Source organism: Ruegeria atlantica, assembly GCF_001458195.1.
GTDB lineage: Bacteria > Pseudomonadota > Alphaproteobacteria > Rhodobacterales > Rhodobacteraceae > Ruegeria > Ruegeria atlantica.
In genome coordinates, this window is the sequence record NZ_CYPU01000013.1 from 22299 (window position 1) to 48121 (window position 25823).

Consider the following 25823-nt stretch of genomic DNA (forward strand, 5'->3'; position numbering starts at 1 on the left):
ACTATATTCAGCTTGCGGGTTCGGCGGACGGGAATTCCCAACTGCCGTCGAGGACTTCTGGCTGGGCACGATAGAGCCTGACGGTGTAGTTCCAGCCCTCCATGATTGGCAGGCAGTTCACCCGTCCGTCGTCGCAACCGCCGAGATGGACCGTCGTAGAGCCGTCTTGGTTACGTTCGCCCGTCACGGAGTTGATGTTGTAGGCTCCAAGGGCGTTCGGCTCGAAGAAGCCGTCAGCGTTGTAGAGGCTGACAGACCAGAATGCATCCACCGGCACATCCGACGGAACTTCAATCTTGTATTCTCCCACTGGAAGGCCAGGCTCAACATTGAGGTAGAAAGCCTGCGCCTCCGGCAGCCCCCCCCAACCGCCAGCTGTACCTAATAGTTGACGAACCGGGTCGACCTCGCCCTTCCGCCCATGCATCCGGGTACTGTCCGTAACATGCCTGCCGAGTTCAATGGCCGCCTTGAGAACGGCATCGAAGCTTTCCTGGTCGTAGTTCGGAAGCACGAAGGGTTTCGAGGACCCGGCATCGAGCACTATCGAATCCTGGAGTGCATGTACCTCAGCCACGTCTTCAGGGTCGGCGGAATCGACCAGTGTTCGGACAATCGCCAGAACATACGGTGTATCGAACTTTTCTATGTCGAGCGTGTACCTGCCGCCGCCAACAAAGACGTCATTCATGAAATGGTCCTGGTTGACGATCTGCGCCGAGATGTAGCGGTCACCCGTTTCGGGCAAAATCAGCGTCACGCCCTCGCTGATGTCGATAACCGCAATGCTGTAAAGCGTGTCGCGGTTCATCCGGATCGTGGGTTGCCGTTCCACAGGCGTCGGCTCTCGGACATGCACCCAGGTGTTCACATCACCGCTGATCGCGAGGTACTTGCTGAACTCGATATCTGAAGCTGCGCGCATAAAGTTGTCGATGGTGACTGGGATCTCTTTCGCATCCAAAAGCGCGCGCAAATTGTTTGAAGCATCTTGGGCAAATGCGATCCCTGTACAGATTGATGACGCAACGACCAATACGCTTACGCCCGTTAAACCAAAAATTCGCATAATCCCCCCACAACTTCCGGTGGACTATTATCGAAGGGCCACTGCAGCTGCTTTGATTCATATCAATCGCACGGATTTTCTTTGGGTCCCGGCTCCGTACGACTGCTCAACTGCTCGCTTTTGAACGACTGTTCGAGACCCAAGGCGGCCGTTCGCGAGGGTGCTGTCAGACGAATTCGAACCAGTCTCAGCTAGGCCAGCATAGCTGCCCTTTATGCCGCACCAAGTTCGCGCCACTCGGCAAGAGCAGCGGTGCGCGTCAGCTTGAAGGTGCCTCGGCTGGCTAGCGATCTTTCCTGATTGAAGTGGTTGTAGACGGAAGAATGGACGGAGGCGAATTTCTGCAAACTTCGCATACGCCGGAAACGCTGCATTGCGCGTTCTCTTCGTCGGAACGGCAGGTGCGAATTCTCAACGTGGTTGTTGAGCCACCTGCCCGTCCTTTGTTTTTCGAGAGCACCCAATTCTCTTAGAGCAGCCTTGTAGGAAGCGAAGCGGTCGGTGAAGATCTTTTCGGCATTGCCGTGCCGCTTCATCAATTTCCTGAGGAATTTCAGTGCTGCAGCTTTGTTTCAGCGTTTTGTGACGACCGCTTCCAGCACCTCGCCTTCGTGATCCACAGCCCGCCACAGATATTGACGCTTGCCATTCACCTTCACGAAAACCTCGTACACGTGCCACTTCCATTTGGAGAACGCGCGCAGCTGCTGAACACGCTTCCGCCGTATCTCAGCAGCGAACATTGGACCAAACCTGTTCCACCAATATCGGACAGTTTCATGGCTGACATCGATCCCGCGTTCATGCAGCAGATCCTCGACACTCCGAAGCGAGAGCGGAAATCTGATGTACAGCATCACCGCAAGGCGGATGATCTCAGGGCTGGTTTTAAAGTATTTGAAAGAGGCAGGTCTGGTCATGGGCAAAAGCTACGCAACCACCCTGCCCCCCCTCAAGCAAAGTTCTTCTGACAAGACCCTCAGCACGACTCAAACCAATTTCTAAAGGCAGGACCAGCGTATTAGTCGATCTCCCTCAATAGCCACTCCGCCCGTTTGACGCTCTCGTGTGCTGTTCCGAGTTTTCGAACCAGCCTGGCTTTCCTATCAGAATTCTTCTCCATATGAATTTCGGCCTCAAGACCTGCTGCCTTCTTACGCAGCTTCTTGAGTACCTTTTGAACATGGCTGGATTTAATTTTCTCCGCTTTGCCTGCCTCAAGACGCAAGTTGTACTCGACCATTTTTTCGGCAAGTTTTTTCAATCCCATCTTAATACCCTCCCGCAGATCGTCGCAAAATTTCAGCATGCTATTTGCTTTCTACGACTTTACTGTGACGTTTTTCGGATTCGTCTTCCTTAGAGAGCGCATCGGTTTCAATCTTATACTCACCCAGTTCTTCTTCTTCCAAAGCCAACAAACGTTCGACTTCGGCCATAGCGCTGTCTCGTTCGATGTAAAAGGTTCTCGCTGCTTCGATCAGCTTACGCATCGCGCTATAGGCATAGTCCGAGTCGTTGAGAAATGATGTTGCGGCATCGGGAGTGAGTTGGTTTTTTCGAATGAGCTGTTCTACACGGCGCGCAGCGGTCCGGGCATCTTCTTCTACTTGTGCACGTTCCTGATCAAGCCAGAGCGCACTACGCTCATCCGGTTCTGCGTCTTCAAGTTTTTGAATTTCGACGAGTATTCTGGCAATTTCAGTACGGAGGTCATCATACAGTTCGGTTGCACTCCCGGAAAACCGTACAGTGTGACGCAAGATATTCTTTCGCAGGTGTTTGACCGACTTAACCGCTTGAACGATGTCACCGGCGATATCCCTCAGTGCATAAACACGTTCCGCAACGTCTGGTTCGACACGTTTTTCCCCGACGCGCGTCGAGAATTCGACAATGGCAGAATAGAGCGACTTGATCTTGCGCCGGTAGCTTTCCTCGATATCCATGTCGGTAGGTGTTCGACTGCTGCGAACCACCTCTGCAACGCTGTTCGCGCCAAGTACATCCTTCTTATGCAAATTCAGGCCATGCAAGATCAACGTCATCGCGTTTTCGTAGAGATGCATGACTTCCTTTCGAAGTGCTATCTCAAGAGTTTGTGGGAAATCATCGGCCGCATCGTTCAGGTACCGCGGTTGACTGACATCGGGGGTTGGTTCGACGATACTGCGTTCAAGAAAGGAGATCAGCCAACGCATCAATGGTAACATGAGCAAGACGCCGAGCACGTTAAAGATGGTATGGAACACCGCCAACTTCAGAGCATAATCCTCCGCACCGATGCCCACGGTACCACTGATCAGGTCAACCGTCTCACTCAGCGGGACTATGAAAACCAAAGCTACCGCCGCAGTCGTTGTATTGAAGATCAGGTGCGCCAATGCGAGTCGCTTCCCCTGAAAATTGGCGCTGATCGAGCCAATAATCGCCGTGATCGTGGTTCCAATATTAGCCCCGATCGCCAGAGCCAGCGCGTTTTCATAGCTTATTTGAGAAGCGGCAAGCGCGGTGAGAGTAAGCACCATCGTCGCGTGGCTCGACTGCATAATCACGGTTGCGGCAGTCCCCAACAAACAATAGACCACCAGCCCCCAAAATCCCGACAAAGCAAATCGCATTAGGTCGACCTGGTCCTTGAATGCGTCGAAACCCTCTTTCATGTAATGAATGCCTAAAAACAGAAAACCCAGTCCTCCAAGGGCGTAACCAATCCCACGGAGCACCTTCGGCTTCTGAAACACAAGAATTATGCTAAGGCCGATAATTGGCATGGCATAGGTTGCGATATTCACCTTTAATCCTAGCCCGGCGACCAACCACGCACCCGTCGTCGTTCCGATATTGGCCCCAAAGATTACCCCCACCCCACCGACCAGAGAAATAAGGTCCGCACTTAAAAACGAAATCGTCATGACCGAAACCAGTGAGCTGGACTGCAACAACGCAGTAGAGACGAAACCGAATAATAGAGATCGCGAAACGGATTTTGTCGCCCGCTGAAGCATTCGTTCTAGTGTTCCGCCTCCAAGTAGCTTGAAGCCGTCTTCAAGCATAAGCATGCCAAACAAAAAGATAGCGATCCCAGCTGCAACCACCTGCGCGTCAGGACTTACCCAAAAGGCAATTAGTAGCGCGCCAATTGCGACCGGTAGGTAGTACTTGATCATTCAATCAGTCCGAATTTTTGGATCGCAAAAACACCGCATGGCGCGAATTTCGACCTACAGGAAGACCGCACACTAACCTCAACCAACGTTCGTGCAGCGCCACGAGTCTCAGGAGATACCACATCCCAAACCCGGGCGCTTTCTGACCTCGATGTTTCTACTACCGCAACGTACATGTCTCATTGATTCAAATCATGGCGTAGGAACTCTACTTACCCAAATGTTTGGACTGACTTGCTACATGACACCGATGGACCAAACATGTTGAGAACTAAAAGAGTAGAAAAAGCAGTTCGCCTAAACCGCGAAGAACTGTTCCGGTTTGGTACGGCTCTGCTCTTCATCGTCGGCATAATGCTGGTAGCAATGGCCAGATCAGACGGCGGAACAGACGGAGTGCTCTTGATCGTCGCCGCAATGATCGGTGGATACATGGCTATGAACATTGGCGCGAACGACGTGGCGAACAATGTTGGCCCCGCCGTCGGATCCCAAGCAATTACTTTGACCGGCGCTATCCTGATTGCGGCTTTCTTTGAAGCAGGCGGCACCATGATTGCGGGGGGCGATGTTGTCGGCACAATAAAAAAAGGCATTATCGACCCAGACTTGGTGGCGGACTGAGACACATTCATGTGGCTGATGACGGCGGCTCTACTCGCGGCAGCGGTGTGGCTGAATTTCGCCACAGCTGTCGGTGCCCCGGTTTCCACAACGCATTCAATCGTCGGTGGCGTACTTGGGGCTGGGATAGCCGCGGCCGGCTGGAGCATAGCGGACTGGTATCAGGTTGGGATGATCGCGGCGAGCTGGATTATTTCTCCCGTCCTTGGAGGAGTCATTGCGGCAACTTTCCTTTACGTCATCAAGCGCACAATAACCTATAAATCGGATGTATTGACTGCAGCCAACCGAATGGTGCCATTCCTTGTTGCCGTTATGGCGTGGGCCTTCGGCACGTATCTTATGCTCTAAGGTGTGAAGAAGTTGGTGAAGGTCGACTTCCCTAAAGGGTGCTGTCAGACCAATTCGAACCAGTCTCTGTTTACCCCTAAATGCCGGAACTTATGCTGAACAAAGTTGGCGCCACTCGGAGAGAGCAGCGGCGCGGTTGAGCTTGAAATTGTCTCTGCTGTAGAGGGCGCGTTCCTGATTGAAATGGTTGTAGACGGAAGAATGAACTGCGGCGAACTTCTGCAAACATCGCATTTGCCTGAAGCGGAGCATCGCACGTTCTCGTCGTCGAAATGGCAGATGGGAATTCTCGGCCCGATTGTTCAGCCAGCGGCCGGTCTTTTGCCGACTACCGTTCCCGACAACTCTCATCGCCGCGCCATAAGACCGCAGTTTGTCCGTCACGATGGCTTCAGGTTGACCGTAGCGTTTCATTGATTTTCTGAGGAATTTCAACGCAGCTTTGCGGTCACGGCGCTTGGTCACATAACTTTCCAGCACCTCGCCTTCGTCATCCACAGCCCGCCATAGGTAGTGCGTCTCGCCATTGATCTTCACGAAGACCTCGTCCAGATGCCACTGCCAGTTCGAATAAGACCGCATCCGATTGACCCTGTTTCTGCGGATCTCTGCCGCGAATATCGGGCCAAATCTGTTCCACCAATAACGCACAGTTTCGTGGCTGATCTCGATGCCGCGCTCGTGCAAAAGATCTTCAACATTGCGAAGCGAAAGCGGAAACCGAACATACATCATGACGGCCAGACGGATGATCTCGGGGCTCGTCTTGAAGTAGCGAAAAGGGCTGCGTCTTGTCATCCTGCGACGCTAAGTGCTCGCCCTGCCCGCCTCAAGACAAGTTCTTCTGACAGTGCCAAATCGCGGCTCGTTTTGAAATAGCGAAATGGGTCAGGTTTGGTCATCCTGTGAGGCTATGAAACCGCCCTGCCCGGCTCAAGCAGGTTTAGTTTGACAATGCCATCTTTTCCCTGAACTCAGCTATGGCGAGACGCTAGCCAAGCCCTCTACCCGGCTCGAGAAAAGTTCCTCTAACAAGATCCGTCTGAGTGCGGAAGCGCTCTAACCCTGCCGGATGATGCGTTCATAGATCCCCGTCACGGTAAGAATAATCAGGCCAAAAATGAGAATGCGTGCGCCTTGCGGCATCTGCAGAAGCGTCAGCATCGTGTCGATCACCCGCAAAATCAGCGCACCGACAATCGCCCCGGCAAAGCTCCCTCTGCCGCCAAAAATCGACGTTCCTCCGATCACTGCAGCCGCGACCGACGGCAGCAACAGTGGGTTCGCCAGGCTGAGCGATGGCGCCCTGATCATGCCGAGGTAAAGCAATCCAGCCAACGCCGCGATCAGGCCCGACAAGGTGTAAAGTGCGACAAGAACTTGCCACGAGCGCACCCCCGACAGACTGGCCGCGTTTTCATTTGATCCCAGCGCGAACAGCAACCTGCCGAACCCGGAAAACCGCATGATCCAGAGGATGACCAGGGCGAAGGGTACAAACAAAAACAGCCCATTGGGTAGGCCAAGTGTACGCCCAGTGCCCAACCAGACCAGCATCTGGGGAATTTCGGTGCCAGTTGAAATGACGAACCGCTGGTAGACTTGCAGACACCCGGTCGCAATCAGGCCGGTTCCAAGGGTCATGATTAACGGATGCACCCGCACGACGCCGGACCCGACACCATTGACTAGCCCGACCATCCCCCCTGCGCCCAGCGCAATCAGCATGGCCAGCTGAATCCCTATCAGCGGGGACAACGTCGCACAGACAAAGGCCGATACTGTGGCCACCACACCGGCTGACAGGTCAATTCCCGCGGTCAGCATTGTCAGCACCTGGCACGCGGCAAGCATGGCAAGCGGGATGGCGAATTTTATTAGGTTGCCAACCCAGAAAATCGAGACCAAGCCATCGCGCCCTCCGCGCAACGGTATAATCATGCCCGGCTTCATGAATTCCAACACCGCAATCAGGAAAAAGAGCAGCGCAATCAGCGGTACCACCGGATTGTCTCTTAGATACCGTCCCAACTGAACCGGGTTTCTTTCTTCCGACACCATGCTCATACTCGGACCCTCCGATATGTGACGACTGTGGCAAGCATGACCACAGCCACCATGACTGTTCCTTCGACGATTGTTGTGACGTTTGGATCAACGCCGGCCAGCGTAAGGATCGTTCGGATTATTCTGAGTACGAACACCGCGATGATCGGCCCCAAAAGGCCACCACGCCCACCGCCCAGCACAACACCGCCCAGCACGACCGCAGCCACGGACGCCAAGAGATAGGGCCCCGGCACCGGCTCACCGATCCCGGTCAGCGAGACTAAGCTCAGCCCTCCAAAGGCACAGAAGAGCCCGCAGATTCCGTAGGCCAGAACTCGAGTTCGACCGACAACCACGCCGGACCGGAAGGCCGCGTTTTCGTGGCTGCCTGTGGCGTAAATCGCCAAACCGGACTTGGAGCGACGCAAAGGTATCCAAATTACGGCGACAATGACCGCTATCAGAAGAAGCGCTTTGGGGAGTCCAGGGATCACAAAATAACCGCCAATGCCCTGCCTCAGCCAGCCCGGCACGCCGCCGCCCGGTGTTTCAAGGATCAGCAGGGCCGTTCCTTCCCAAACGAACAGCATTGCCAGCGTGACCACGATATCGGGAACGCGAGTCAGGACGATAAGCGCACCGTTGATCGCTCCCATCGCCGCGCCAATCGCCAGCACCAATAGAACACCAGCCACCCCGCCAAGGCTCGGCATCAATACAGCGGCAGTCACCGAACACACCGCCATCATCGAGGCAACTGACAAATCAATGCCACCGACGATGACAACAACAGCCATCCCGGCCGTTGCAAAGGCAAATGGCAAGGCAGCGCGCGACAAGCTTTCGAGGCCCGACAGGCCGAAATCCGGCTGAATGATTTTCGTCATTGCGACCAGAACAAGCAAAAGCCCGATCAGGCCCAAACTCCATGCGTTTCGTGAAACCAGTGCAGTCATGCCGCGCTCTCCGTTTTCGAAAGTCCATAGGCGGCCCGCATCAAGGTTTGCTCGTCGGCTTTACTGGCATCGATCACGTCGACAACGTGGCCATTAAAGATCACGACGGCGCGGTCACAGGCCAGTGGAACCTCTTCCAGTTCCGAAGTGTAGAACAGGACGGCCGCACCCTGTTCTGCCAGCTCACGAACAAGAGGATAAATCTGTCGCTTGGTACGCACGTCAATTCCGCGCGTCGGGTCGAACAGCAAAAGCGTTTCGACACCCTTGGCCAGCCATCGCCCAATGGTCACCTTCTGCTGGTTGCCACCCGACAACCGTTGCACTTCGCCCTGCGCGCGCGTGTCGATCTGCAATCGCTCGATCGCGTGTGCCACACGGGATTTTTCGTGCCGCTGCCTCAACGGCCCCCAGTTCCGAATACTCGCCGAGAAAGGCAAGGCGATATTCTCGCGTACCGAACGTTCGGCCATAAGGGCATCGGCACGGTCACCCGGAACCAGGGTCAGCCCCTTGGCGATAGCGTCGGCGGGATGAGAAAAGGTCACGGGTTCGCCATCGACCTCGATGGACCCATCGGACGGCTTTTCAAAGCCCGCTAAAACTTCAAACAGTTCGTCCTGGCCCTGCCCCTCAAGGGCCACGACGCCAAGGACTTCTCCGGGATAGAGATCAAAAGACACATCCTTAAGCTTTGGCGCTGCGGTGATCCCATTAACGCTAAGACGCGGTGTCACCGTGCGAATGCGGCTTTCCTTGCCAACTTCGCGCTGACCCAGATCGATCTTGGCGCCCAACATGAGTTCGACCACGCGGTCTTCTACTCCGGGCTCGATTTTCAGTTCGCCAACAGTTTTTCCGTCCCGCAATACGGTGGCCGTGTCGCAAATCGCAGAAATTTCTGCGAACCTGTGGGAAATGTAAACAACACCGCAACCCGCGTCGGCCGCTTCGCGCACCACTGAGAGCACACGCTCGACTAGGTCTGTCGGAAGGGCCGCTGTCATCTCATCCAAAAGCAACACATCTGGCTTCGATGCCAAGGCTCTCGCAAGGTCGAGAATTCGGAGCGTAGCCAATGGCAGCGCGGAAATCATCGCATTAAGCGAAAGATTTTCTATTCCCAATTTTTCGACGAAATCTATGAAGGCTTCCACTGGCGTATCAGTAAGCCGTAGATTGTCGAAAACGCTCAGATCCGGCACGAGAGATGGCTCCTGATACACCGGAACAAGTCCAGAAGCCCGGGCCTCCGCCGGTGACCCGACATGCGCAGCCTTTCCTTTGATAATGACTTCACCGCCATCGGGGTGGAGCGCACCTGTCAGAATTTTTACGAAAGTCGATTTGCCCGCACCATTGGCGCCCATCAAGGCGACGATTTCGCCGACGCCCACGCGTAGGCTCGCATTTGTCAATGCATGCACGGCACCGAAACTCTTAGTGACATTCGCCGCGTCAAGCAGAGGTTGGGAGGTATTGTCTGTCAGCATCGGTGTTCTCTTTGCAAATGTGGCGACCCCCGGAGGAAGGGCCCGGGGGTCTGTTGGCGTCCGTTAGGCGCCGGGACCTTCACAGGCGATGATCTGTTCCATCGTGTAATCGGTCCAGCCCGGCACTGTGACGGATACCGGCCATTCGGGGTCGAGGTTGGGGTTTTGAGCCGCCTCGATTGTGGCACGGCCTTGATCTGTGGCGTTTTCCCAAAGAACCGGGTCCACTAGGACCAGCTTATCTGCAGGAGCATTGCCGTTCAGAACATCGACGGCTAGCGCAACACCTGCGCCACCAACCGAACCGGGGTTAGTGACCGCCGCGCCGTTCAGCCCATCGACCTCGGTCAGATACTGGACAAAGCCGGCATTGTCGGCACCGACGATTGGCACCAGCGGCGCACCGGATTCAACAAATGCATCGACGATGACGTTGTCGATGCCACTGGTCCAGACGCCGTCAAACGGGATTCCCGTCGCCAGGAAATCGAACATCTGTTGCTTACCCTGGTCCTGCTGCCAACCGGTAAAGACTTCGTGCACAACGTTGATACCTGGATTCTCGGCAAGAGCGCGTTTGAAGCCATTGTCGCGATCCGTGTCGGCCGAAACCCCGGCAATGCCACGCATGTAGACAATATCGCCCGAACCTCCCAGCTGCTCAAACAGCCACTTGGCTCCGAGATAGGCGTATTCTTCCTGATTGTTGGACAAGATATAGGCGCCTTCTGCCGACACGCCGGCATCGACGGCGACGACAACGATACCCTGGCTGATCGCCTTGTCGATAGCGGAGTTCAGTGCGTCCGGGTTAGAGGGATTCAGAACAATTGCATCAACGCCTGCGGCGATCAGGTTGTTCAAATCTTCCAACTGCCCAGCACTGTCGGTATTGCGGTGCGATACGATCAGGTTCGACACGTCGCCCTCGGCCAGTGCTTGCGCGCGCATGGCGCAAATCATCTGCTCGCGCCAGCCATTGCCCTGTACGGTGTTGGAAACACCAATCGTGTAGTTTTCAGCGACAGCAGAGGAAGCCATTGCTCCACCCATTGCCAAAGCTGTCAAAGTCATCTTAAGATTTCGCATTTTATTTCCCTTTCTGTTGATGTTTAATTTCAGGAGCTTGTCACCCTCATCATTTGATGTACGGCTGCAGAACATCTCGAGCGAGGGCGAAGCCGCGCTTCACCTTCTCGTCCGAACCTTCGAACAACCGATCCTCATGTTCGATTATGATCGGGCCGTCATATCCGGCCATGTAGAGTTCAGAGAAGAACTCCGACCAGTTGACGTCTCCCAATCCGCACAGGCGCGGCACTTGCCAACCCATGCCCGCACTCATTACGCCACGCTCGTAAAGACCTTCACGGTCAATCATCACGTCCTTGGCGTGGACATGTGCCATCTTCGACCCGAATTCCCGGATGAACCTACCCTGGTCAATCATTTGCCAGACCAGATGACTTGGGTCGAAATTCATCCCAACGGCGTCACCCCATTCTTCGAAAATGCGTCGCCAGACCATGGGCGAGTAGGCAATATTGTGACCGCCGGGCCATTCGTCGTAGCTGAAGATCATCGGGCAGTTTTCAAAGCACAGTTTCACCCCGGCTTCCTGCGCGTGCGCTACAATCGGAGCGAAAATCTCCCGCGCCCGATCCCAGTTGTCATCCAAGTTCAACCTTCGGTCGCCGCCAACAAACGTGTTGACGACCGGAACATTCATAAGCTGCGCAGCCGAGATCACCTTATTAAGATGCGCGATGACCTCTTCGCGGTGACTGGCGTCCTGGTGCAGTGGGTTGGGATAGTACCCAAGACCCGATACCTCGATGCCAACGTCTGCCATCATCCCGGCGATCTCGGTGGCCTGCATCCTTGTGAGGTCATTAACGTCAGTGTGGCAAGTACCGGCATAGCGACGCTTTTCCCCGCCAAGCGACGGCCAGCAGGCGATTTCCAAAGCCGAAAACCCGTTTTCAGCAGCCCAGGAAGCGACCGCTTCGAGCGGTAGATCTTCAAATGGTGCAGTCAAAATGCCAAGTTTCATTGTTCGCTCCGAATTTCCTTAATTTGAACCCAACGCCCCTCTCGGGAGGAGCGAAGCACCGCATCACAAAAGAGCATTTCTTCATGCCCATCTTCGAAGGTCGCCCAAGTTGATCCCGCCCGCCGCTCTCCGGCCAAAACATCTGAATAAACTGCGCGAAAAAATGCCTGAAAGCTGTCGGCAAACCCTTCGACGTGCCCGGAAGGCAAGGTCGTTGAAGCCTTGCCGGCGAAATTCATAAGCGAAAGATCCCGCTGCAGAGTTTGATTTGGTTGACCGCGGTGCCCAATAAACAATTGATCCGGCGCTTCACTGTCCCAGGCCGCGCTAGACTTTGATCCGGCAATGTCCCACCGAAGGGCGTTCTTCCTTCCAAAATTCACTTGGCTCGTCGACATCGCCCCTCTTGCGCCACCCACGTAGCGAATGAGGATCATTGCCGCGTCGTCAGTTTCCACGGCTACCATTTCGGTCTCTCCGCTTGCGGAGGAAAAGGTTTCGGTCGGTCCTGAAGGGCGCTCGCGTTGCGGAATAAAATTAGCAAGTTCGGCAAATACTTCGTCGACTTTTAGGCCGGATACAAAACAGGTGAGATCCGCCCAGTGAGTTCCAATATCCCCGACGGAGCGCAGTGCCCCACCAATTTCGGATTGCAGACGCCAGTTCCAATCTGTGGGCATCGCCAGCCAGTCCTGATGGTAATGACCACTGATAAATCGAATATCCCCAAGTTCGTTGTCGCGGACCATCGCATGTGCGTGCTGGTTCAGCGCGTAAAACCGAATGCAGTAGCAAATAGCAGCGATTTTGCCGGACGCTTCGGCGACTTTCACCATTTCCGCTGATTGCTTCGACGTCATCGCTAACGGTTTTTCGCAAACGACGTGCTTTCCCGCCTTCAGTATCGCCAACACCTGATCGAAATGTGCGTGGTTGGGTGATGTTACATGCACTACGTCGATAGCTTCATCTGAAACCAGGTCGTCCAGTGAACGATAAGCTACAGGGACGCCCAGCTCCCGAGCCCGCAAAGCACCGCGTTCTTCGTCCGAACCCAAAACACCAGCCACCTGCACTCCTAGGCGTCGCAGCATCTCGATATGCAACGAACCAATGAAGCCGGTCCCGATGACCGCGGCACGAACTGTTCCGAAATCACCCATTCTGCCGCCCCCCTTCAAAGCGTCTCCACCGATTAGAATGGTGAGAAATTTCGTCAATGTTATCGATTACATTTCGCTGTAAAAAAGGGGAAGCCACTTTCATCGAGAACATGGATCTGCCGCGAACGATCAGGCGCGAGACAAGATTCACCTTAGCGGTCCAACACTGAGGGATGGATGCCAAATCCAACTTCGGCCGCCTCAGGTCATCCCATGCCCAAGTGCTTTTGATCCCAACGGATTGCAGTTTCTTATCTCCCCGGTTTTCCGCTCCTCAACCAAAGTCGCAGAGCCACTCAATTTCGTTTGATCTCAGACTATGAAATCGATTACATAACTGGAGCAGTCAATAACTGCTGTCAAGAAAATATGTCAGGAGCTAATGGATCACATGGCCAAAAAACCCGCTACAGTTCAGGATGTCGCGAAAGCCGCGCAAGTTTCGACCGCTACCGTCAGCCGTGCTCTCCGCAAGCCAGAACTGTTAACAGAAAACACCAAAAAAGCAGTTTTTGAGGCCATAAAATCAACAGGTTACAGAGTAAATCGCGCAGCGCGAAACCTTCGCACGAGACGCGCAGGAGCAATTCTTGTTCTGGTGCCAAACCTGGCAAAGCCATTTTTTTCTGCGGTTCTTTCCGGCATCAATGATGGCTTCGCAGAAAGTGGCCTAGAAGTCCTGATTACCGACTCAGAAGGCAAACCAATCCTCGAAGGCGACCTGGCTGGCCGATTCCTTGACGGCAGCATCGATGGCGTAATTTCGCTCGATGGGTCCCTATCCAAATCTGTCTTGGATCACTGTCGGGCCGCCAACGTCGCGGAAAAGATCGTTTTCGCCTGTGAGTGGACTTCGGACCCCTTTTTCCCCTCGATTCGGAGTGACAATGTCAAAGGCGCACGATTGGCCATTCGCCATCTTCATCAAATGGGTCACCGCAACATTGCGCACGTCACTGGCCCCGAAGGCAATGTCCTGACCGGCGCGCGTAGATCCGGCATGCACGAAGAGCGCGAAAGGCTCAATTTGCCCTCCCGACCTGAGTGGATCATCCGGGGCGATTTCTCTCTTGAATCGGGGCATGCCGCAGCCTCTCAAATACTGGCAATGCAGGAACGCCCCAGCGCCGTTTTTTGTGCTGCCGATATGGTTGCATTCGGATTGATCTCAGGCCTGCGGCAAGGTGGTGTGTCTGTACCACAAGACATTTCCGTAGTTGGTTTTGACGACATTGAAATGTCAGAATTCTATGTCCCGGCGCTGACAACAATCCGACAGGACCGTCACGAGATCGGCATGCAGGCAGCCGAACGGCTCCTGCGGCGGCTGTCTGGGCATTCCGATGACAATGACTTTGTTGCTGTCGATGTCGAATTGATCGTGCGCGACAGTGTTTTGCCCCTGAGTTCGGCACACTGAAGGGAACGGTGTTACCTGAAACAAGCCCTCTCCAAGACGGAAACAAGCGCTACGGTGCTGTCAGACTAATTCGCACCAGTCTCAGTTTACCGCCAAAACCGTGAATCTATCCGGAACAAAGTTGACGCCACTCAGCGAGAGCGGCGGTTTGGTTGAGCTTGAAATTATCCCTGTTGTAGAGATGGCGCTCCTGGTTGAAATGGTTGTGAACTGAATAGTGGACTGCGGCGAATTTCTGCAAACATCGCATTTGTCTGAAGCGAAGCATTGCGCGTTCTCGTCGTCGAAACGGCAGGTGAGAATTCTCCGCTCTATTGTTGAGCCAGCGACCGGTTTCCTGCTTTGGCGCGTTGCCGATGACCGTCATCGCAGCGCCGTAGGATCGGAGTTTGTCCGTAACGATCACTTCTGGATTGCCGTATCGCTTCATTGATTTTTTGAGGAATTTCAATGCCGCTTTGCGGTCACGGCGCTTGGTCACGTAGCTTTCCAGCACCTCGCCCTCATGATCGACAGCCCGCCACAGGTAATGTGTTTCGCCATTGATCTTCACGAAGACCTCGTCCAGATGCCACTGCCAATTCGAATAAGATCGCATCCGGCTGACCCTGTTTCTGCGGATCTCAGCCGCGAACATTGGACCAAATCTATTCCACCAGAACCGAACAGTTTCGTGGCTGATTTCGATCCCACGCTCGTGCAGAAGGTCCTCGACGTTTCGGAGCGAAAGCAGAAAGCGAACGTACATCATAACCGCCAAGCGAATAATTTCTGGACTGGTTTTGAAATAGCGAAAAGGGGAGCGTTTTCTCATCACAGCAGGCTACGAAACGGACCTACCCGCCTCAAGCTGGTTTCTTTTGACAGTGCCTGCTTCGTCGCTAAAATTGTTCCTGCAACAGATCAGACGGCATGTTCTGAAAGCACACGGGCCGCAGGAACCGCCTGATCGACAGGGTTCCGACGGAGGTTGCCCCGAAATTGGTCGAAGCGGGATAGGGGCCTCCGTGCACCATGGTACCGCTGACTTCAACGCCTGTTGGGAAGCCATTTATCAGGATGCGCCCAGCCTTGCGCTCAAGGATTGGCACTAGCGACTTCGCGGTCTCCATATCACTCTCATCAATGTGCAACGTACAGGTCAGTTGCCCTTGCAGTGCCAGAGCAACAGCGCGCATTTGATCCAAATCATCAGCAACAACAATCAGACCAAGCGGGCCGAAAACCTCTTCTCCCAGTTCTGCGTTAGCCAGCCAATGTGCAGCCGTTGTCTGATACAGATACGGCGTCGCGGTTCGCTGATCACACATGGTGGTCAACATACCTTGGACACCCTCGCTGGCAGCGATACGTGATTGTCCATTACGATATGCAGCGGCGATCCCATCGGTAAGCATGGTTTGTTCACCAACCTGTTCCAATCCCTCGATCGCAGCCTCAGTCAGGGCCTTGGCGTGATCTTTAAGGATCACGACAATTCCCGGATTCGTACAGAATTGCCCTGCCCCCATTGTCAGCGATCCGGCCCAACCTGCGCCGATCTCCGCCCCACGCGACGACGCGGCCTCGGGCAGAATGAACATCGGATTCACGGAACCCAATTCACCGAAGAACGGGATCGGCTCGGGGCGGGCAGCGCAAAGGTCAAAAAGTGCGCGACCACCAGGCAGCGACCCAGTGAACCCAACGGCTTTGATCAGCGGGTGTTGCACAAGCGCCTGCCCCACATCGCGTGTTCCACCCTGAACCAGCGAAAACACACCCGGGTGAATGCCGCATTTTACTATTGCTGCGTGAATGGCTTCGGCTACGATTTCGCCTGTACCTGGATGAGCAGAATGGCCTTTTACGACAACCGGGCAGCCCACAGCCAGCGCCGCGGCGGTGTCGCCCCCAGCGGTAGAAAAAGCCAAAGGAAAATTCGACGCTCCAAAAACGGCCACAGGGCCAATCGGTCGCTGGATCATCTTGAGGTCTGGGCGCGGTAAAGGCGCGCGATCGGGGAGGGCTTCGTCATGTCGGAGATCTAGATAATCGCCTTGCAGGATGTGCGCTGCGAACAGGCGCAGTTGGCCCGTGGTACGACCACGCTCGCCTTGCAGACGTGCTTCGGGCAACCCAGTTTCCTGCGTTCCGATTTCTGTGATGGCCTCAGCGCGAGCTTCAATCTCATCAGCGATCGCGTTCAAAAACGCAGCGCGGTCCTCGCGGCTGGAATAGCCATATGACCAGAACGCTTGCTCAGCAGAGTTAACAGCATTGTCGACATGCTCCGCTGTCCCGACCGAGAAGTGATGTGAAGGTCCATGTGCAGGTTCGGAAGTAAAGTGACTTTCTCCGTCAACCCATTGGCCAGCGATGAGGTGTTTTCCGTGCGGTTCGAATGTCATGTTCAGTTATCCCAATGTGTGACCATGTCACAGGCAATATCAAAGGCGGCGCGGGTGGCACCGACGTCTGCTCGGCCCTGTCCGGCAATGTCGAAGGCTGTCCCATGTGCGGGTGTAGAAACCGGGAAAGGCAGCCCGCCCTGGACGGTTACACCACGATCAAATCCCAAGAGCTTCAAAGCGATCTGCCCCTGATCGTGATACATCGTCACAACGGCGTCGATATCCTTGGCCACAGCCTTGAGAAACACCGTGTCAGAGGGCCATGGGCCGTCGATTGACATCTGTCCGCCAGCGAGCTTTTTCACGGTCGGTTCCAGAATGTCGATTTCTTCTGTTCCAAAGTTCCCGCCATCGCCGGCATGCGGGTTGATCGCGGCCACGGAAATTCGCGGGCGCTCCATACCTGATCGGCGCAACACGTTGTGGATCAAATGCACGGCTTCTGTGACACGCTCTTCGCTGATCGTGTCAGCGACATCTCGCAATGGAATATGGCTTGTGACACGGCTCGTCCAAATGCCGTCCAACGTGTTTAATTCCGAAATGTAGCTGGTTACGCCCAGCTTCTCGGCCATGTAGTGCAACTCATCATCATGTCCCAAACCTGCGAGATGCATGGAGGCCTTGTTAAATGGACCAAAGACAATGGCATCGATAACACCGGTCTGAACGAACTCCAGAGCTTGATCCAGCGTTTGCAATACCGAAGCACCGCCCTCCTGAGAAACTTCTGCTACCCTGATCTCATCCGGGGCGATGGTATCCATTGCGTGGTGAGCGAAGCCCTGCTCGACAGTCCAGTTTGTTGTGACGTCGGCAGGGATCAGATCATATTGGCATTGGGCCACGTTCTGGCCGGCCTCAAATACGTGCGCATCGCCGATCAACAGGATATCAGCGGCATCTGCTACGCCCTCAGAACTCAGCAAGCGCGCGATCAACTCAGGCCCGATGCCGCTGGGGTCACCGGGGATAATGCCAATTTTGGGTTTCATGCTCACTCCTCGGGGGCTCTGTCCGCGTCATCTGAATGAATGCGGGCGATGTTCTCGATTGTACTTTTCAGATGGTCTCTGAGTGCGCGGCGCGTTGCCTTGGCATCGCGTCTTTGCAGGGCGTCTGTGATGTCGGCATGTTGCGCCAGTGTGTTATCCCGGCGATCGACTTGCTGTGAAGAAAGAAAGCGCGCGCGCCAAAGTCGTGCGTTATACTGTCTGTGCGTTTCGATCAGGGGCTCATTCCGGCTGGCTTCAACGATGGCGGCGTGGAATTGCATGTCCAGTTGGAAGAACTCAAGCGGCTCCAATCGCGACGAATTTTTGAACATCCGGGCACCCAACCGCACGATCTCGGCGATCTCGGCCATTGTAGCCTCGATACAGGCCATTTCACCGGCCAGCGCTTCGAGAGCGCCAAGTACGGAAATGTACTGCGTCAACTCATGCAGAGACGGGTCAGCTACACGCGGGCGACGGGTGGCAGAATATTCAACAAGCCCTTCAATTTCCAACAACCGCAACGCTTCGCGCAACGGTGTGCGGGACACGCCCAGAGCATCGGCAAGATCGCGTTCTGGAATAGCAGTTCCGGGGGCAAGTTTACCCAGAAGAATAAACTCCCGGAGGTTATCCGCCGCTTCTTCGGCCAGTGTGCGACGGGGTCGCACGCCACCTTCTTCTTTCAGGTTATCAATCCAGCTTTCACTCAATTCATTTCCCCCACTTCAGGACCATTGGATCCAGAGGTTTTAACAGGTCTATCAACCGGCTGCGGATGGCGGGATGCAAAGGAGGGATCGGATGCCGGCAGAATTCCGACTTGATTACGCCGCCTTCGACCATGGCAGCCTTACACGATTGCCAGCCACATTGCCGGTTTTCATGATTGATTGCCATAGCCACACGGCCATAGGCTGATGTCGCTTCGTCGATACGCCCGGCGTAGTGATGGGTCAGCACCGGCTTGATCTGGTCGACAATCATCCCGGAGGTCATGGAACCTGTCGCCCCGGCGTCCAGATCCGCCAAAAGCGTAATCGCCTCTTCGCCGTCGAAAGGCGCTTCAATGGCCTCGCTACCCTGTTCGATCAATGCACGGATCTTGCTAGCCGCACGCGGGCACTCGATCTTGAACAGCTTGACCGCTTCGATCTCTTTGGCCATGCGCACAAGAAGAGGCACGGGCAAATCTACACCTGACAGCGGCGCGTCTTGCACCATGATCGGGATACCTACTTTGCCCACGGCTTCGAATTGCTCAAAGCTCTGTTCAGGCGTGCCTTTCAGCAAAGCACCATGATAAGGGGGCATCATCATGACAATGTCGGCGCCAAGATCCTTGGCAAATTGCGCGCGTTCCATGGCGATCTGCGTCGCATAATGGCTGATCGTGACGATCACCGGCACGCGACCCGCAATATGTTCAACGGAAAGCCGGGCAAGAACCTCTCGTTCTGCATCGGAAATCAGAAACTGCTCAGAGAAGTTGGCCAGAATGCAGATCCCGTCTGCGCCCTGATCAATCAAACAATCCAGAACCCGCTTCATCCCTTCAAGATCAAGCGAACCATCGGGGTTAAAAGGAGTGGGAACAACCGGCCAGATACCAGTGTAAATGCGGCTCATTCTTCCACCTCAAAGTCATGCAGGTGTTTGTCCGAGATCTCGATACCAAGACCGGGTTTGTTGTCATCCAGATCAAGGTATCCGTCGACGGCATCCGGGTCACCTTCGAAGATGTAGTAGAACAGCTCATTACCGACTTCGACATCGAAGACGGGGAAATATTCACTGATCATGCAGTTCGTATTGGCCATGGTCAGGTGGTAGTTGTGCATCTGCCCGGCGTGCGGGATCACAGGCACTTGGAAGGCTTCGGCGATGGCGTTGATCTTTTGCGCCGCCGTAATACCACCCACCCTGTTGGTGTCATATTGGAGAACGCTAACGGCCTTTTTCTCGATCAGATCTTTGCAACCAATAACCGAGAACTCATGCTCACCACCGGAAATTGGCACGATGTTCATGGCGTTCAGTTCCCGGTAGCCTTCGACATCATCCGCAATCACCGGCTCTTCCAGCCAGCGTGGTTCGTATTTGACCAACTTGGGCAACATCCGCTTGGTGTAATCAAGGTTCCAACCCTGATAACATTCCAACATCAGGTCCACATCGTAACCGACAACTTCGCGGACCGCTTCCACCCGCTTGAGGTTTTCGCGCATGCCCGCCATACCGTCTTTGGGACCCCAGCCAAAGCGCATCTTGTAGCCTTGGTAATTGTTCTTCTTCGCTTCCTCGGCTTCGGCCTGCATCATTTCGATCGGGCCAGAATAAAGCTTGGAATAATATACCGGGATTTTCTCTTTGGTGCGCCCGCCCAACAGTTTGAACACCGGCTTTCCAGTCAGCTTGCCCATCAGATCCCAAATCGCCACATCAATCGCGGAAATCGCGGTCATGCCAACACCTTTGCGGCCCCATGCATGCGAGCGGCGATACATCTTTTCCCAAAGATAGGCATAATCAAATGGATCTTCGCCAATCACCATCGGCGCGAACCACTCGTCTATGGCTTTCTTCACGACATTCGGTGCAAGAGCTGCGTTACCAATCCCGACCGTACCGTCTTCGGTTTCAATCTCGCAGGTCAGCCACTGATGAAAGCGGAAGGACGACATAGCATCCCCTTTTTCCCACAAAACGTCACTCGCGTTGGTGCAGAAGTTGCCAGTTGGCGGAACGGTTTTGCCTTTCCAGTTCCAGACACGTGTGCGGACTGATCTAATTTTTGTCATTGTTATTCTCCAGTCGACTTAAGCGGCGAGCGTTGTTTGAAAAAGCGTCCCCAGATCGTCGGCCCAAACAGGGCCAAAACTGTGAGAACAAAGAAGAAGAGCGACAACGGGCGGGTTAGCATCAGCCACCATTTTTCGTCGAGCATGACCATGGATTGACCAAGACGGGTTTCAAGCATCCCACCAAGGATCAGGCCAATCGCCATAGGCACAACCGAGAAACCATGTCGGCGCATGAAGAAGCCCAAGATACCCGAACCGATGGCGATCCAGACGTCCATCATCGATTGCTCCAGCGCATATGCCCCAACAATCGAGAAGATAAAGACGATGGGCCACAGGACCTGGATCGGGATCAACGTGACGCGAGCAAATATCTTGGCGCCCCAGAGCCCGATGAAGAAGAAGATTATGTTGACCAGCATCATCGACCAGAAGATGGCGAATGCGAAATCGGCCTGTTCCGTGAACATGGTCGGGCCCGGACGCAATCCATGCACCATCAGACCGGCAAGGATCACAGCGGCGGTGGGGCTACCTGGAATGCCCAGCGCAAGCGTTGGCACCATGGCACCACCGGTTGCTGAATTATTTGCCGCTTCAGAACCAGCAATTCCCTCGAGCGAGCCTTTGCCGAACTCTTCGGGTTTCTTGGACCACCGCTTGGCCTCATTGTAACCGATCATCGAGGCAACAGTTGCGCCTTCGGCAGGTAGAATGCCAATGAATGTGCCGATACCTGATGATCGAAGAATGGTCTTCCAAACGCGCGAGTAATCCTCTCGGCTGGGTAATTTTATCGCTTTCATGATGACCTGTTTGCGTTCCACATGCAGGTTGTCGGCCTGCACCAGAAGCTCCGATATTCCGAAAACGCCGATCATGACAGGTACGAAGGGAATGCCTTCGCTCAGCTCGTTCATACCAAAGGTGAAGCGTTCGATCGAGGTCAGCAGGTCAATACCCACTGTGGCTACCAGCACGCCGAATGCGCCAGACAGGATGTTCTTGACTGGAGAACCGTCGCCTATAGTGGCGAGCATCGAAAGACCAAAAACGGTCAGGGCGAAGTATTCAGGAGGCGCAAAGTTGTAGGCCGCACGGGCCATTAGCGGGGCAGCGGCCATCAGGCACACAACCGAGATTATGCCACCGATGGTCGAGGAGACCGCCGCCATCCCCAGCGCACGGCCTGCCTCGCCACGTTGCGCCAGTGGATAGCCGTCAAGGCAAGTGGTGGCACTGGCCGAAGTCCCTGGCGTGTTGATGAGAATAGCGGTGATTGCGCCTGCAAAAGTGGCAGCGCAATAGATTGTCGTCAGGATGGCGATTGCCGGGATCGGTTCCATCGTGATGGTAAATGGCAACAGTAGCGCGACGCCTGTAGTGGCGTTAAGTCCGGGGAGCGCACCCACGAGGACTCCACCAAGGGTGGCTACAAAGATCAACATCAACAGATGTGGATCAGCTAACGCCAACAGTCCGTTCAGGATAGCTGCATCCATGGTCTTTATCCGTACCAGAGGTTAGTGAACAGCCCGCGCGGGAAGCGGACCTCGAAAACGCCGTCAAACAGAAAAAAGACGGCAATTGGGGTGATCAGTCCAACGAGGAAAACGGCCCAGAAGCGGCGTTCACCCCAAAGGGCTGACAGCGATCCGGCGAATAGGCCAAGTCCAAGAAACAAATCGATTTCAGCGACAAGCAAGAACCCGATCAATAGCCCCATGGTCATTTGCACCATTTTTGTCAGTCGTTCAGGCGCGGCGCTGGTGTCGCGAAACAAGAGCCAGACTGACAGCATGATGATCAAACCGATCACAAGCTGGGGAAAGTCTTCGGGTTGCATTCCGCGTTTCAGAATTGGCGGCACCCGGTCAAACTGGGTCGACAACCAATAGGCCCAAGCACAAAATGCAATAATCCCCAATGGGACAGCATAACGGGAAATGTCTCGGCGGGGTTGATCGGTGGTGTCAGCAGCGTCTTGCATCTCATGTCATTCCTGAAGAAGGAAGTGCGGTACGGCGACAGGGAAGTCGCCGTGCCAACTGGTCAAATTATTCGATGAACCCCAGCTCTTTCAGAGCCGCTTCCATATCGGTGACCATAGTGGTGATTTGGTTGCCCCACTCTTCTGAACCAACAACCGAAGTGCTGTCGAGACCGACCGATTCCAGGAAGCCCTGATAAACCCCGTGGTTCATCGAGTTCATCAAAGCAGCTTCGATCTGTTCAGCCACTTCGTCAGGCGTGTCCTTGTGAACAACGAACCCACGTACCGTTGAGAAGCTGACATCAATGCCCATTTCCTTAGCGGTTTTTACGTCAGGCAAGCCTGCCATACGCTCATTCGCCAGAACAACAATCGGGCAAACGTCGCCAGCATCGATTTGCGAACCAGCTTCGGCAAGGTTCAGAACAGCTGCGTCAACCGCACCGGCAACCAGTTGGGTCGCCAATTCGCCACCACCATCAAACGGGACGATTTTTGGGGTCTGCATGCCGCCTTTCTTGGTGAACATGAATGCCGATACGTCATCGATGTTGCCAAGATGGGTGGTGCCATAGCTGATAGGCGCTTCTTTTTGCGCCGCAACGAATGCGTCCGCGTCAGCATAGGCGCCACAGCGTACCATCAGGATTTGTGGATCATCCGTACCGCGTGCAATTGGACGGATATCATCCAGCGTCATTTCGGTTTTGCCCTTTGCGACAGTCGCCGCGTGACCAATGGTGAAGGTCAGGATCGAATAACCATCCGCGGGAACGGTCAGATAGTGATCCATGGCAACTGCACCGCCGCCACCCTTTTTGTTCACGACAACCATATCCGTTTTCAGCTCACGACGGGCGCGCAGCATCATCATGCGGGTAGTGACATCCGTGCCGCCGCCGTTACCGGCATGAGTGATGACTTCGATAGTCTTGGATGGGTACTCATCGGCACCTGCAATAGAGCCCGTTAGGGCCATTGCAGCGACCGATACGGTGGCAAGAAAGTTTTTCATTAGTTCCTCCTAGGTGTTTCAAACCGGCACTCCCTAGGGCCGATTCGTAATCTCGTGAGCATGGTGTATCAGGTATTTGGAATTTGGTATACCAAAAATTGGCAACATTGGAATATGGGTGTGGTGCTGTCAGACGGGTGCTGTCAAACGAATTCGAACCAGTCTCAGCTAGGCCAGCATAGCTGCCCTTTATGCCGCACCAAGTTCGCGCTACTCGGAGAGAGCGGCGGTGCGCGTCAGCTTGAAAGTGTCTCAGCTGGCTAGCGATCTTTCCTGATTGAAGTGGTTGTAGACGGAAGAATGAACTGCGGCGAACTTCTGCAAACATCGCATTTGCCTGAAGCGGAGCATCGCACGTTCTCGTCGTCGAAATGGCAGATGGGAATTCTCGGCCCGATTGTTCAGCCAGCGGCCGGTCTCTTGCCGACTACCGTTCCCGACAACTCTCATCGCCGCGCCATAAGACCGCAGTTTGTCTGTCACGATGGATTCAGGTTGACCGCAGCGTTTCATTGATTTTCTGAGGAATTTCAACGCAGCTTTGCGGTCACGGCGCTTGGTCACATAACTTTCCAGCACCTCGCCTTCGTCATCCACAGCCCGCCATAGGTAGTGCGTCTCGCCATTGATCTTCACGAAGACCTCGTCCAGATGCCACTGCCAGTTCGAATAAGACCGCATCCGATTGACCCTGTTTCTGCGGATCTCTGCCGCGAATATCGGGCCAAGTCTGTTCCACCAATAACGCACAGTTTCGTGGCTGATCTCGATGCCGCGCTCGTGCAAAAGATCTTCAACATTGCGAAGCGAAAGCGGAAACCGAACATACATCATGACGGCCAGACGGATGATCTCGGGGCTCGTCTTGAAGTAGCGAAAAGGGCTGCGTCTTGTCATCCTGCGACGCTAAGTGCTCGCCCTGCCCGCCTCAAGACAAGTTCTTCTGACAAGACCCTGCTTCCTTCATCCCCGTGATTTCAAACGGCGACTTGACTATCCGCATTGCGCCCAGAATTACCGAGATATCTTTGATCGGGACATCAGTGAAGTTTTCATCCAAATGGTTGCGCACGATGGCCGGTATGGTATTGCGTTCAACCCAAATTTCAGACGGTCTAGCACCGAGAGCGCCAGCAAGTGCCGCACCCCAGGTACGGTTTCCAAAGTTCTCCCAAACACGCACGTCTTCGACCCATGTCATTTCTGCAACCATTTCGGATTCCATCAACGGTGTGATGACGATCGGCTCATCCTGAGCTTTAATCACCAACATGGTTGGTCTGCCAAATTCAATGCCGAGGTATCCCCAAAAACCTGCAAGATAGGCAATCGAACTTTCGTCAGTGATGACGGCACATTCGACACCGTTTTCTTTCATGCGGGACTGTAATGCGCTGGTGCGCTTTTGAGCCTCTTCAAGCATTGCAAATTCCTGGAAAATAATGACTTCGGAACGCTAGGCTGTGTGCTGCGAACGTGTCAAATCATATCACAAACCGAAATTCCAAAATTGGATGCGACAAACGAGAAAACTATTTCTGCGAGACAATTCAGCTGTATTCAAACGCCTATAATGCGGCATTCGCGGTATTTCCGAAGTCTTGCAATATGCGCTCACAGCAGTCATTCGCAGCACCTTGCACGACTGTCCGAGTTGCGGACTAAGCCGCCACTCGCCGCACCGTCCACTAAGAAGCGCTCCGCGAACTTTGCGGACCCTGGAACAGCCTTTGACACAACAATTTGGAACGCCGCAGTTAACAGCGTGCACACCAGCATTGATTTCGAAAAGGTCCCAATGCCATCATCTTCTAAAAGTAGGAGGGGATTAGATGTGGAAACCAATTATATTTGCTTTTTTGATTGTCGTGATTGGTGCCGCAGCGGCTATGTCGCACGATGTGCGGGATCCAGCGACTTTGCAAAAACCGCTTATTCAGGACTTGCTAACCGAGTCGCTCAAAAGCACTGAGGGCTTGGAGGTTGTCGTGAGCCATGTTGCCCTACCACCAAACCTCACTTTACCAATGCATTGGCATCCCGGTGAAGAATTTGCCTACATTCTGCAGGGCAGCGTCACCCTCATCCTAGACGGCGAAGGCGAACAAGAAGCTTTTTCAGGTGACGTAGGCGTCGTTCCGTTGAAAAAAGTGCACACCGCTCGCTCAGGGGACGAAGGGGCAACCATTTTGGTGTTCCGTGTCCATGAGGAGGGCCAGCCAGGCAGAGTTTTGGTCAGCGACTGATTTTCAAGACAAAGGCGAAATATCCTTTA

The 25823-nt window shown here is 54.4% G+C and carries 22 protein-coding genes and 3 pseudogenes; 3 read left to right on the plus strand and 22 right to left on the minus strand.

Annotated features, from left to right (window positions below):
• Positions 1-7 precede the first annotated feature (7 nt).
• The 4 genes and pseudogenes from RUA4292_RS03755 to RUA4292_RS03770 form a co-directional block, all read right to left on the minus strand.
• Positions 8-1069, minus strand: a complete 1062-nt coding sequence (locus RUA4292_RS03755) for a DUF1214 domain-containing protein (RefSeq protein WP_082636985.1) — start codon at positions 1067-1069, stop codon at positions 8-10.
• A 212-nt stretch (positions 1070-1281) separates the two neighbouring features.
• Positions 1282-1989: pseudogene (locus RUA4292_RS03760) on the minus strand (IS6 family transposase).
• Between the two features lie 101 nt (positions 1990-2090).
• Positions 2091-2339, minus strand: a complete 249-nt coding sequence (locus RUA4292_RS03765) for a hypothetical protein (RefSeq protein ID WP_145974850.1) — start codon at positions 2337-2339, stop codon at positions 2091-2093.
• A 40-nt stretch (positions 2340-2379) separates the two neighbouring features.
• Entirely contained in the window at positions 2380-4239 is a 1860-nt protein-coding gene (locus RUA4292_RS03770; RefSeq protein WP_082636986.1) for a Na/Pi cotransporter family protein, read from the minus strand.
• 438 nt (positions 4240-4677) lie between these two features.
• Between RUA4292_RS03770 and RUA4292_RS23855 the strand changes: the two are divergent.
• Positions 4678-5214 (plus strand): annotated as a pseudogene (locus RUA4292_RS23855) (inorganic phosphate transporter).
• A gap of 90 nt (positions 5215-5304) precedes the next feature.
• Here RUA4292_RS23855 and RUA4292_RS03785 read toward each other — a convergent pair.
• The 7 genes from RUA4292_RS03785 to RUA4292_RS03815 all read right to left on the minus strand — a co-directional run bounded on the left by RUA4292_RS03785 (position 5305) and on the right by RUA4292_RS03815 (position 12928).
• Positions 5305-6012 carry an IS6 family transposase gene (locus tag RUA4292_RS03785; protein ID WP_058276381.1) on the minus strand — a complete coding sequence of 236 codons (708 nt, stop codon included), beginning with the start codon at positions 6010-6012 and terminating at the stop codon, positions 5305-5307.
• Between the two features lie 261 nt (positions 6013-6273).
• Positions 6274-7281 carry an ABC transporter permease gene (locus RUA4292_RS03790; RefSeq protein ID WP_058276382.1) on the minus strand — a complete coding sequence of 336 codons (1008 nt, stop codon included), beginning with the start codon at positions 7279-7281 and terminating at the stop codon, positions 6274-6276.
• The gene (locus tag RUA4292_RS03795; RefSeq protein WP_058276383.1) at positions 7278-8219 is read right to left on the minus strand and encodes an ABC transporter permease; all 942 of its coding nucleotides are present in this window, start codon (positions 8217-8219) and stop codon (positions 7278-7280) included. The genes RUA4292_RS03790 and RUA4292_RS03795 overlap by 4 nt, the downstream gene beginning before the upstream one ends.
• Complete coding sequence (locus RUA4292_RS03800) at positions 8216-9646, minus strand: sugar ABC transporter ATP-binding protein (RefSeq protein WP_233493336.1); 1431 nt, start codon at positions 9644-9646, stop codon at positions 8216-8218. The genes RUA4292_RS03795 and RUA4292_RS03800 overlap by 4 nt, the downstream gene beginning before the upstream one ends.
• A 129-nt stretch (positions 9647-9775) precedes the next feature.
• On the minus strand, positions 9776-10801 hold the full coding sequence (locus tag RUA4292_RS03805) for an ABC transporter substrate-binding protein (protein ID WP_058276385.1): 1026 nt from the start codon (positions 10799-10801) through the stop codon (positions 9776-9778).
• A gap of 49 nt (positions 10802-10850) precedes the next feature.
• The gene (locus tag RUA4292_RS03810) at positions 10851-11765 is read right to left on the minus strand and encodes a sugar phosphate isomerase/epimerase family protein (RefSeq protein ID WP_058276386.1); all 915 of its coding nucleotides are present in this window, start codon (positions 11763-11765) and stop codon (positions 10851-10853) included.
• Positions 11762-12928, minus strand: a complete 1167-nt coding sequence (locus RUA4292_RS03815) for a Gfo/Idh/MocA family protein (RefSeq protein WP_058276387.1) — start codon at positions 12926-12928, stop codon at positions 11762-11764. Before RUA4292_RS03815 ends, RUA4292_RS03810 begins: the two co-directional genes overlap by 4 nt.
• 391 nt (positions 12929-13319) lie before the next feature.
• Here RUA4292_RS03815 and RUA4292_RS03820 point away from each other — a divergent pair, with 391 nt between their 5' ends.
• A complete protein-coding gene (locus RUA4292_RS03820) occupies positions 13320-14348 on the plus strand; it encodes a LacI family DNA-binding transcriptional regulator (RefSeq protein WP_058276416.1) in 1029 nt (342 codons plus the stop codon).
• A 106-nt stretch (positions 14349-14454) separates the two neighbouring features.
• On the opposite strand, the gene RUA4292_RS03825 is transcribed toward RUA4292_RS03820, so the two are convergent.
• The 11 genes and pseudogenes from RUA4292_RS03825 to RUA4292_RS03875 all read right to left on the minus strand — a co-directional run bounded on the left by RUA4292_RS03825 (position 14455) and on the right by RUA4292_RS03875 (position 24971).
• Positions 14455-15162, minus strand: a complete 708-nt coding sequence (locus tag RUA4292_RS03825; protein ID WP_058276388.1) for an IS6 family transposase — start codon at positions 15160-15162, stop codon at positions 14455-14457.
• A gap of 67 nt (positions 15163-15229) precedes the next feature.
• On the minus strand, positions 15230-16738 hold the full coding sequence (locus RUA4292_RS03830; protein WP_058276389.1) for an aldehyde dehydrogenase (NADP(+)): 1509 nt from the start codon (positions 16736-16738) through the stop codon (positions 15230-15232).
• Positions 16739-16740: 2 nt separating this feature from the next.
• Positions 16741-17736: a 4-hydroxythreonine-4-phosphate dehydrogenase PdxA gene (locus RUA4292_RS03835; protein WP_058276390.1), complete on the minus strand. Its 996-nt coding sequence runs from the start codon at positions 17734-17736 to the stop codon at positions 16741-16743.
• Between the two features lie 2 nt (positions 17737-17738).
• Positions 17739-18449 (minus strand): GntR family transcriptional regulator, encoded by a 711-nt coding sequence (locus RUA4292_RS03840; protein ID WP_058276391.1) that lies wholly within the window; start codon positions 18447-18449, stop codon positions 17739-17741.
• 1 nt (position 18450) lies between these two features.
• A complete protein-coding gene (locus RUA4292_RS03845) occupies positions 18451-19365 on the minus strand; it encodes a dihydrodipicolinate synthase family protein (RefSeq protein ID WP_058276392.1) in 915 nt (304 codons plus the stop codon).
• Entirely contained in the window at positions 19362-20537 is a 1176-nt protein-coding gene (locus RUA4292_RS03850; protein WP_058276393.1) for an L-rhamnonate dehydratase, read from the minus strand. The genes RUA4292_RS03845 and RUA4292_RS03850 overlap by 4 nt, the downstream gene beginning before the upstream one ends.
• A 2-nt stretch (positions 20538-20539) precedes the next feature.
• Complete coding sequence (locus RUA4292_RS03855; protein WP_058276394.1) at positions 20540-22042, minus strand: tripartite tricarboxylate transporter permease; 1503 nt, start codon at positions 22040-22042, stop codon at positions 20540-20542.
• A 5-nt stretch (positions 22043-22047) separates the two neighbouring features.
• Positions 22048-22530 carry a tripartite tricarboxylate transporter TctB family protein gene (locus tag RUA4292_RS03860; RefSeq protein WP_082636987.1) on the minus strand — a complete coding sequence of 161 codons (483 nt, stop codon included), beginning with the start codon at positions 22528-22530 and terminating at the stop codon, positions 22048-22050.
• A gap of 67 nt (positions 22531-22597) precedes the next feature.
• On the minus strand, positions 22598-23548 hold the full coding sequence (locus tag RUA4292_RS03865) for a Bug family tripartite tricarboxylate transporter substrate binding protein (RefSeq protein ID WP_058276395.1): 951 nt from the start codon (positions 23546-23548) through the stop codon (positions 22598-22600).
• 255 nt (positions 23549-23803) lie between these two features.
• Positions 23804-24445: pseudogene (locus tag RUA4292_RS03870) on the minus strand (IS6 family transposase); the annotation flags it as partial.
• A 31-nt stretch (positions 24446-24476) separates the two neighbouring features.
• Positions 24477-24971 carry an aminopeptidase P family N-terminal domain-containing protein gene (locus RUA4292_RS03875; RefSeq protein WP_082636988.1) on the minus strand — a complete coding sequence of 165 codons (495 nt, stop codon included), beginning with the start codon at positions 24969-24971 and terminating at the stop codon, positions 24477-24479.
• Between the two features lie 409 nt (positions 24972-25380).
• On the opposite strand from RUA4292_RS03875, the gene RUA4292_RS03880 reads away from it, so the two are divergent.
• Entirely contained in the window at positions 25381-25794 is a 414-nt protein-coding gene (locus RUA4292_RS03880; protein WP_058276396.1) for a cupin domain-containing protein, read from the plus strand.
• The last annotated feature ends 29 nt before the right edge of the window (positions 25795-25823 follow it).

What these genes read in the sequence shown, in the direction of transcription:
- RUA4292_RS03755 (WP_082636985.1), bottom strand. Translation starts at nt 1,069, where the DNA reads ATGCGAATTTTTGGTTTAACGGGCGTAAGCGTATTGGTCGTTGCGTCA.
- RUA4292_RS03765 (WP_145974850.1), bottom strand. Translation starts at nt 2,339, where the DNA reads ATGGGATTGAAAAAACTTGCCGAAAAAATGGTCGAGTACAACTTGCGT.
- RUA4292_RS03770 (WP_082636986.1), bottom strand. Translation starts at nt 4,239, where the DNA reads ATGATCAAGTACTACCTACCGGTCGCAATTGGCGCGCTACTAATTGCC.
- RUA4292_RS03785 (WP_058276381.1), bottom strand. Translation starts at nt 6,012, where the DNA reads ATGACAAGACGCAGCCCTTTTCGCTACTTCAAGACGAGCCCCGAGATC.
- RUA4292_RS03790 (WP_058276382.1), bottom strand. Translation starts at nt 7,281, where the DNA reads ATGAGCATGGTGTCGGAAGAAAGAAACCCGGTTCAGTTGGGACGGTAT.
- RUA4292_RS03795 (WP_058276383.1), bottom strand. Translation starts at nt 8,219, where the DNA reads ATGACTGCACTGGTTTCACGAAACGCATGGAGTTTGGGCCTGATCGGG.
- RUA4292_RS03805 (WP_058276385.1), bottom strand. Translation starts at nt 10,801, where the DNA reads ATGCGAAATCTTAAGATGACTTTGACAGCTTTGGCAATGGGTGGAGCA.
- RUA4292_RS03810 (WP_058276386.1), bottom strand. Translation starts at nt 11,765, where the DNA reads ATGAAACTTGGCATTTTGACTGCACCATTTGAAGATCTACCGCTCGAA.
- RUA4292_RS03815 (WP_058276387.1), bottom strand. Translation starts at nt 12,928, where the DNA reads ATGGGTGATTTCGGAACAGTTCGTGCCGCGGTCATCGGGACCGGCTTC.
- RUA4292_RS03820 (WP_058276416.1), top strand. Translation starts at nt 13,320, where the DNA reads ATGGCCAAAAAACCCGCTACAGTTCAGGATGTCGCGAAAGCCGCGCAA.
- RUA4292_RS03825 (WP_058276388.1), bottom strand. Translation starts at nt 15,162, where the DNA reads ATGAGAAAACGCTCCCCTTTTCGCTATTTCAAAACCAGTCCAGAAATT.
- RUA4292_RS03830 (WP_058276389.1), bottom strand. Translation starts at nt 16,738, where the DNA reads ATGACATTCGAACCGCACGGAAAACACCTCATCGCTGGCCAATGGGTT.
- RUA4292_RS03835 (WP_058276390.1), bottom strand. Translation starts at nt 17,736, where the DNA reads ATGAAACCCAAAATTGGCATTATCCCCGGTGACCCCAGCGGCATCGGG.
- RUA4292_RS03845 (WP_058276392.1), bottom strand. Translation starts at nt 19,365, where the DNA reads ATGAGCCGCATTTACACTGGTATCTGGCCGGTTGTTCCCACTCCTTTT.
- RUA4292_RS03850 (WP_058276393.1), bottom strand. Translation starts at nt 20,537, where the DNA reads ATGACAAAAATTAGATCAGTCCGCACACGTGTCTGGAACTGGAAAGGC.
- RUA4292_RS03855 (WP_058276394.1), bottom strand. Translation starts at nt 22,042, where the DNA reads ATGGATGCAGCTATCCTGAACGGACTGTTGGCGTTAGCTGATCCACAT.
- RUA4292_RS03860 (WP_082636987.1), bottom strand. Translation starts at nt 22,530, where the DNA reads ATGCAAGACGCTGCTGACACCACCGATCAACCCCGCCGAGACATTTCC.
- RUA4292_RS03865 (WP_058276395.1), bottom strand. Translation starts at nt 23,548, where the DNA reads ATGAAAAACTTTCTTGCCACCGTATCGGTCGCTGCAATGGCCCTAACG.
- RUA4292_RS03875 (WP_082636988.1), bottom strand. Translation starts at nt 24,971, where the DNA reads ATGCTTGAAGAGGCTCAAAAGCGCACCAGCGCATTACAGTCCCGCATG.
- RUA4292_RS03880 (WP_058276396.1), top strand. Translation starts at nt 25,381, where the DNA reads ATGTGGAAACCAATTATATTTGCTTTTTTGATTGTCGTGATTGGTGCC.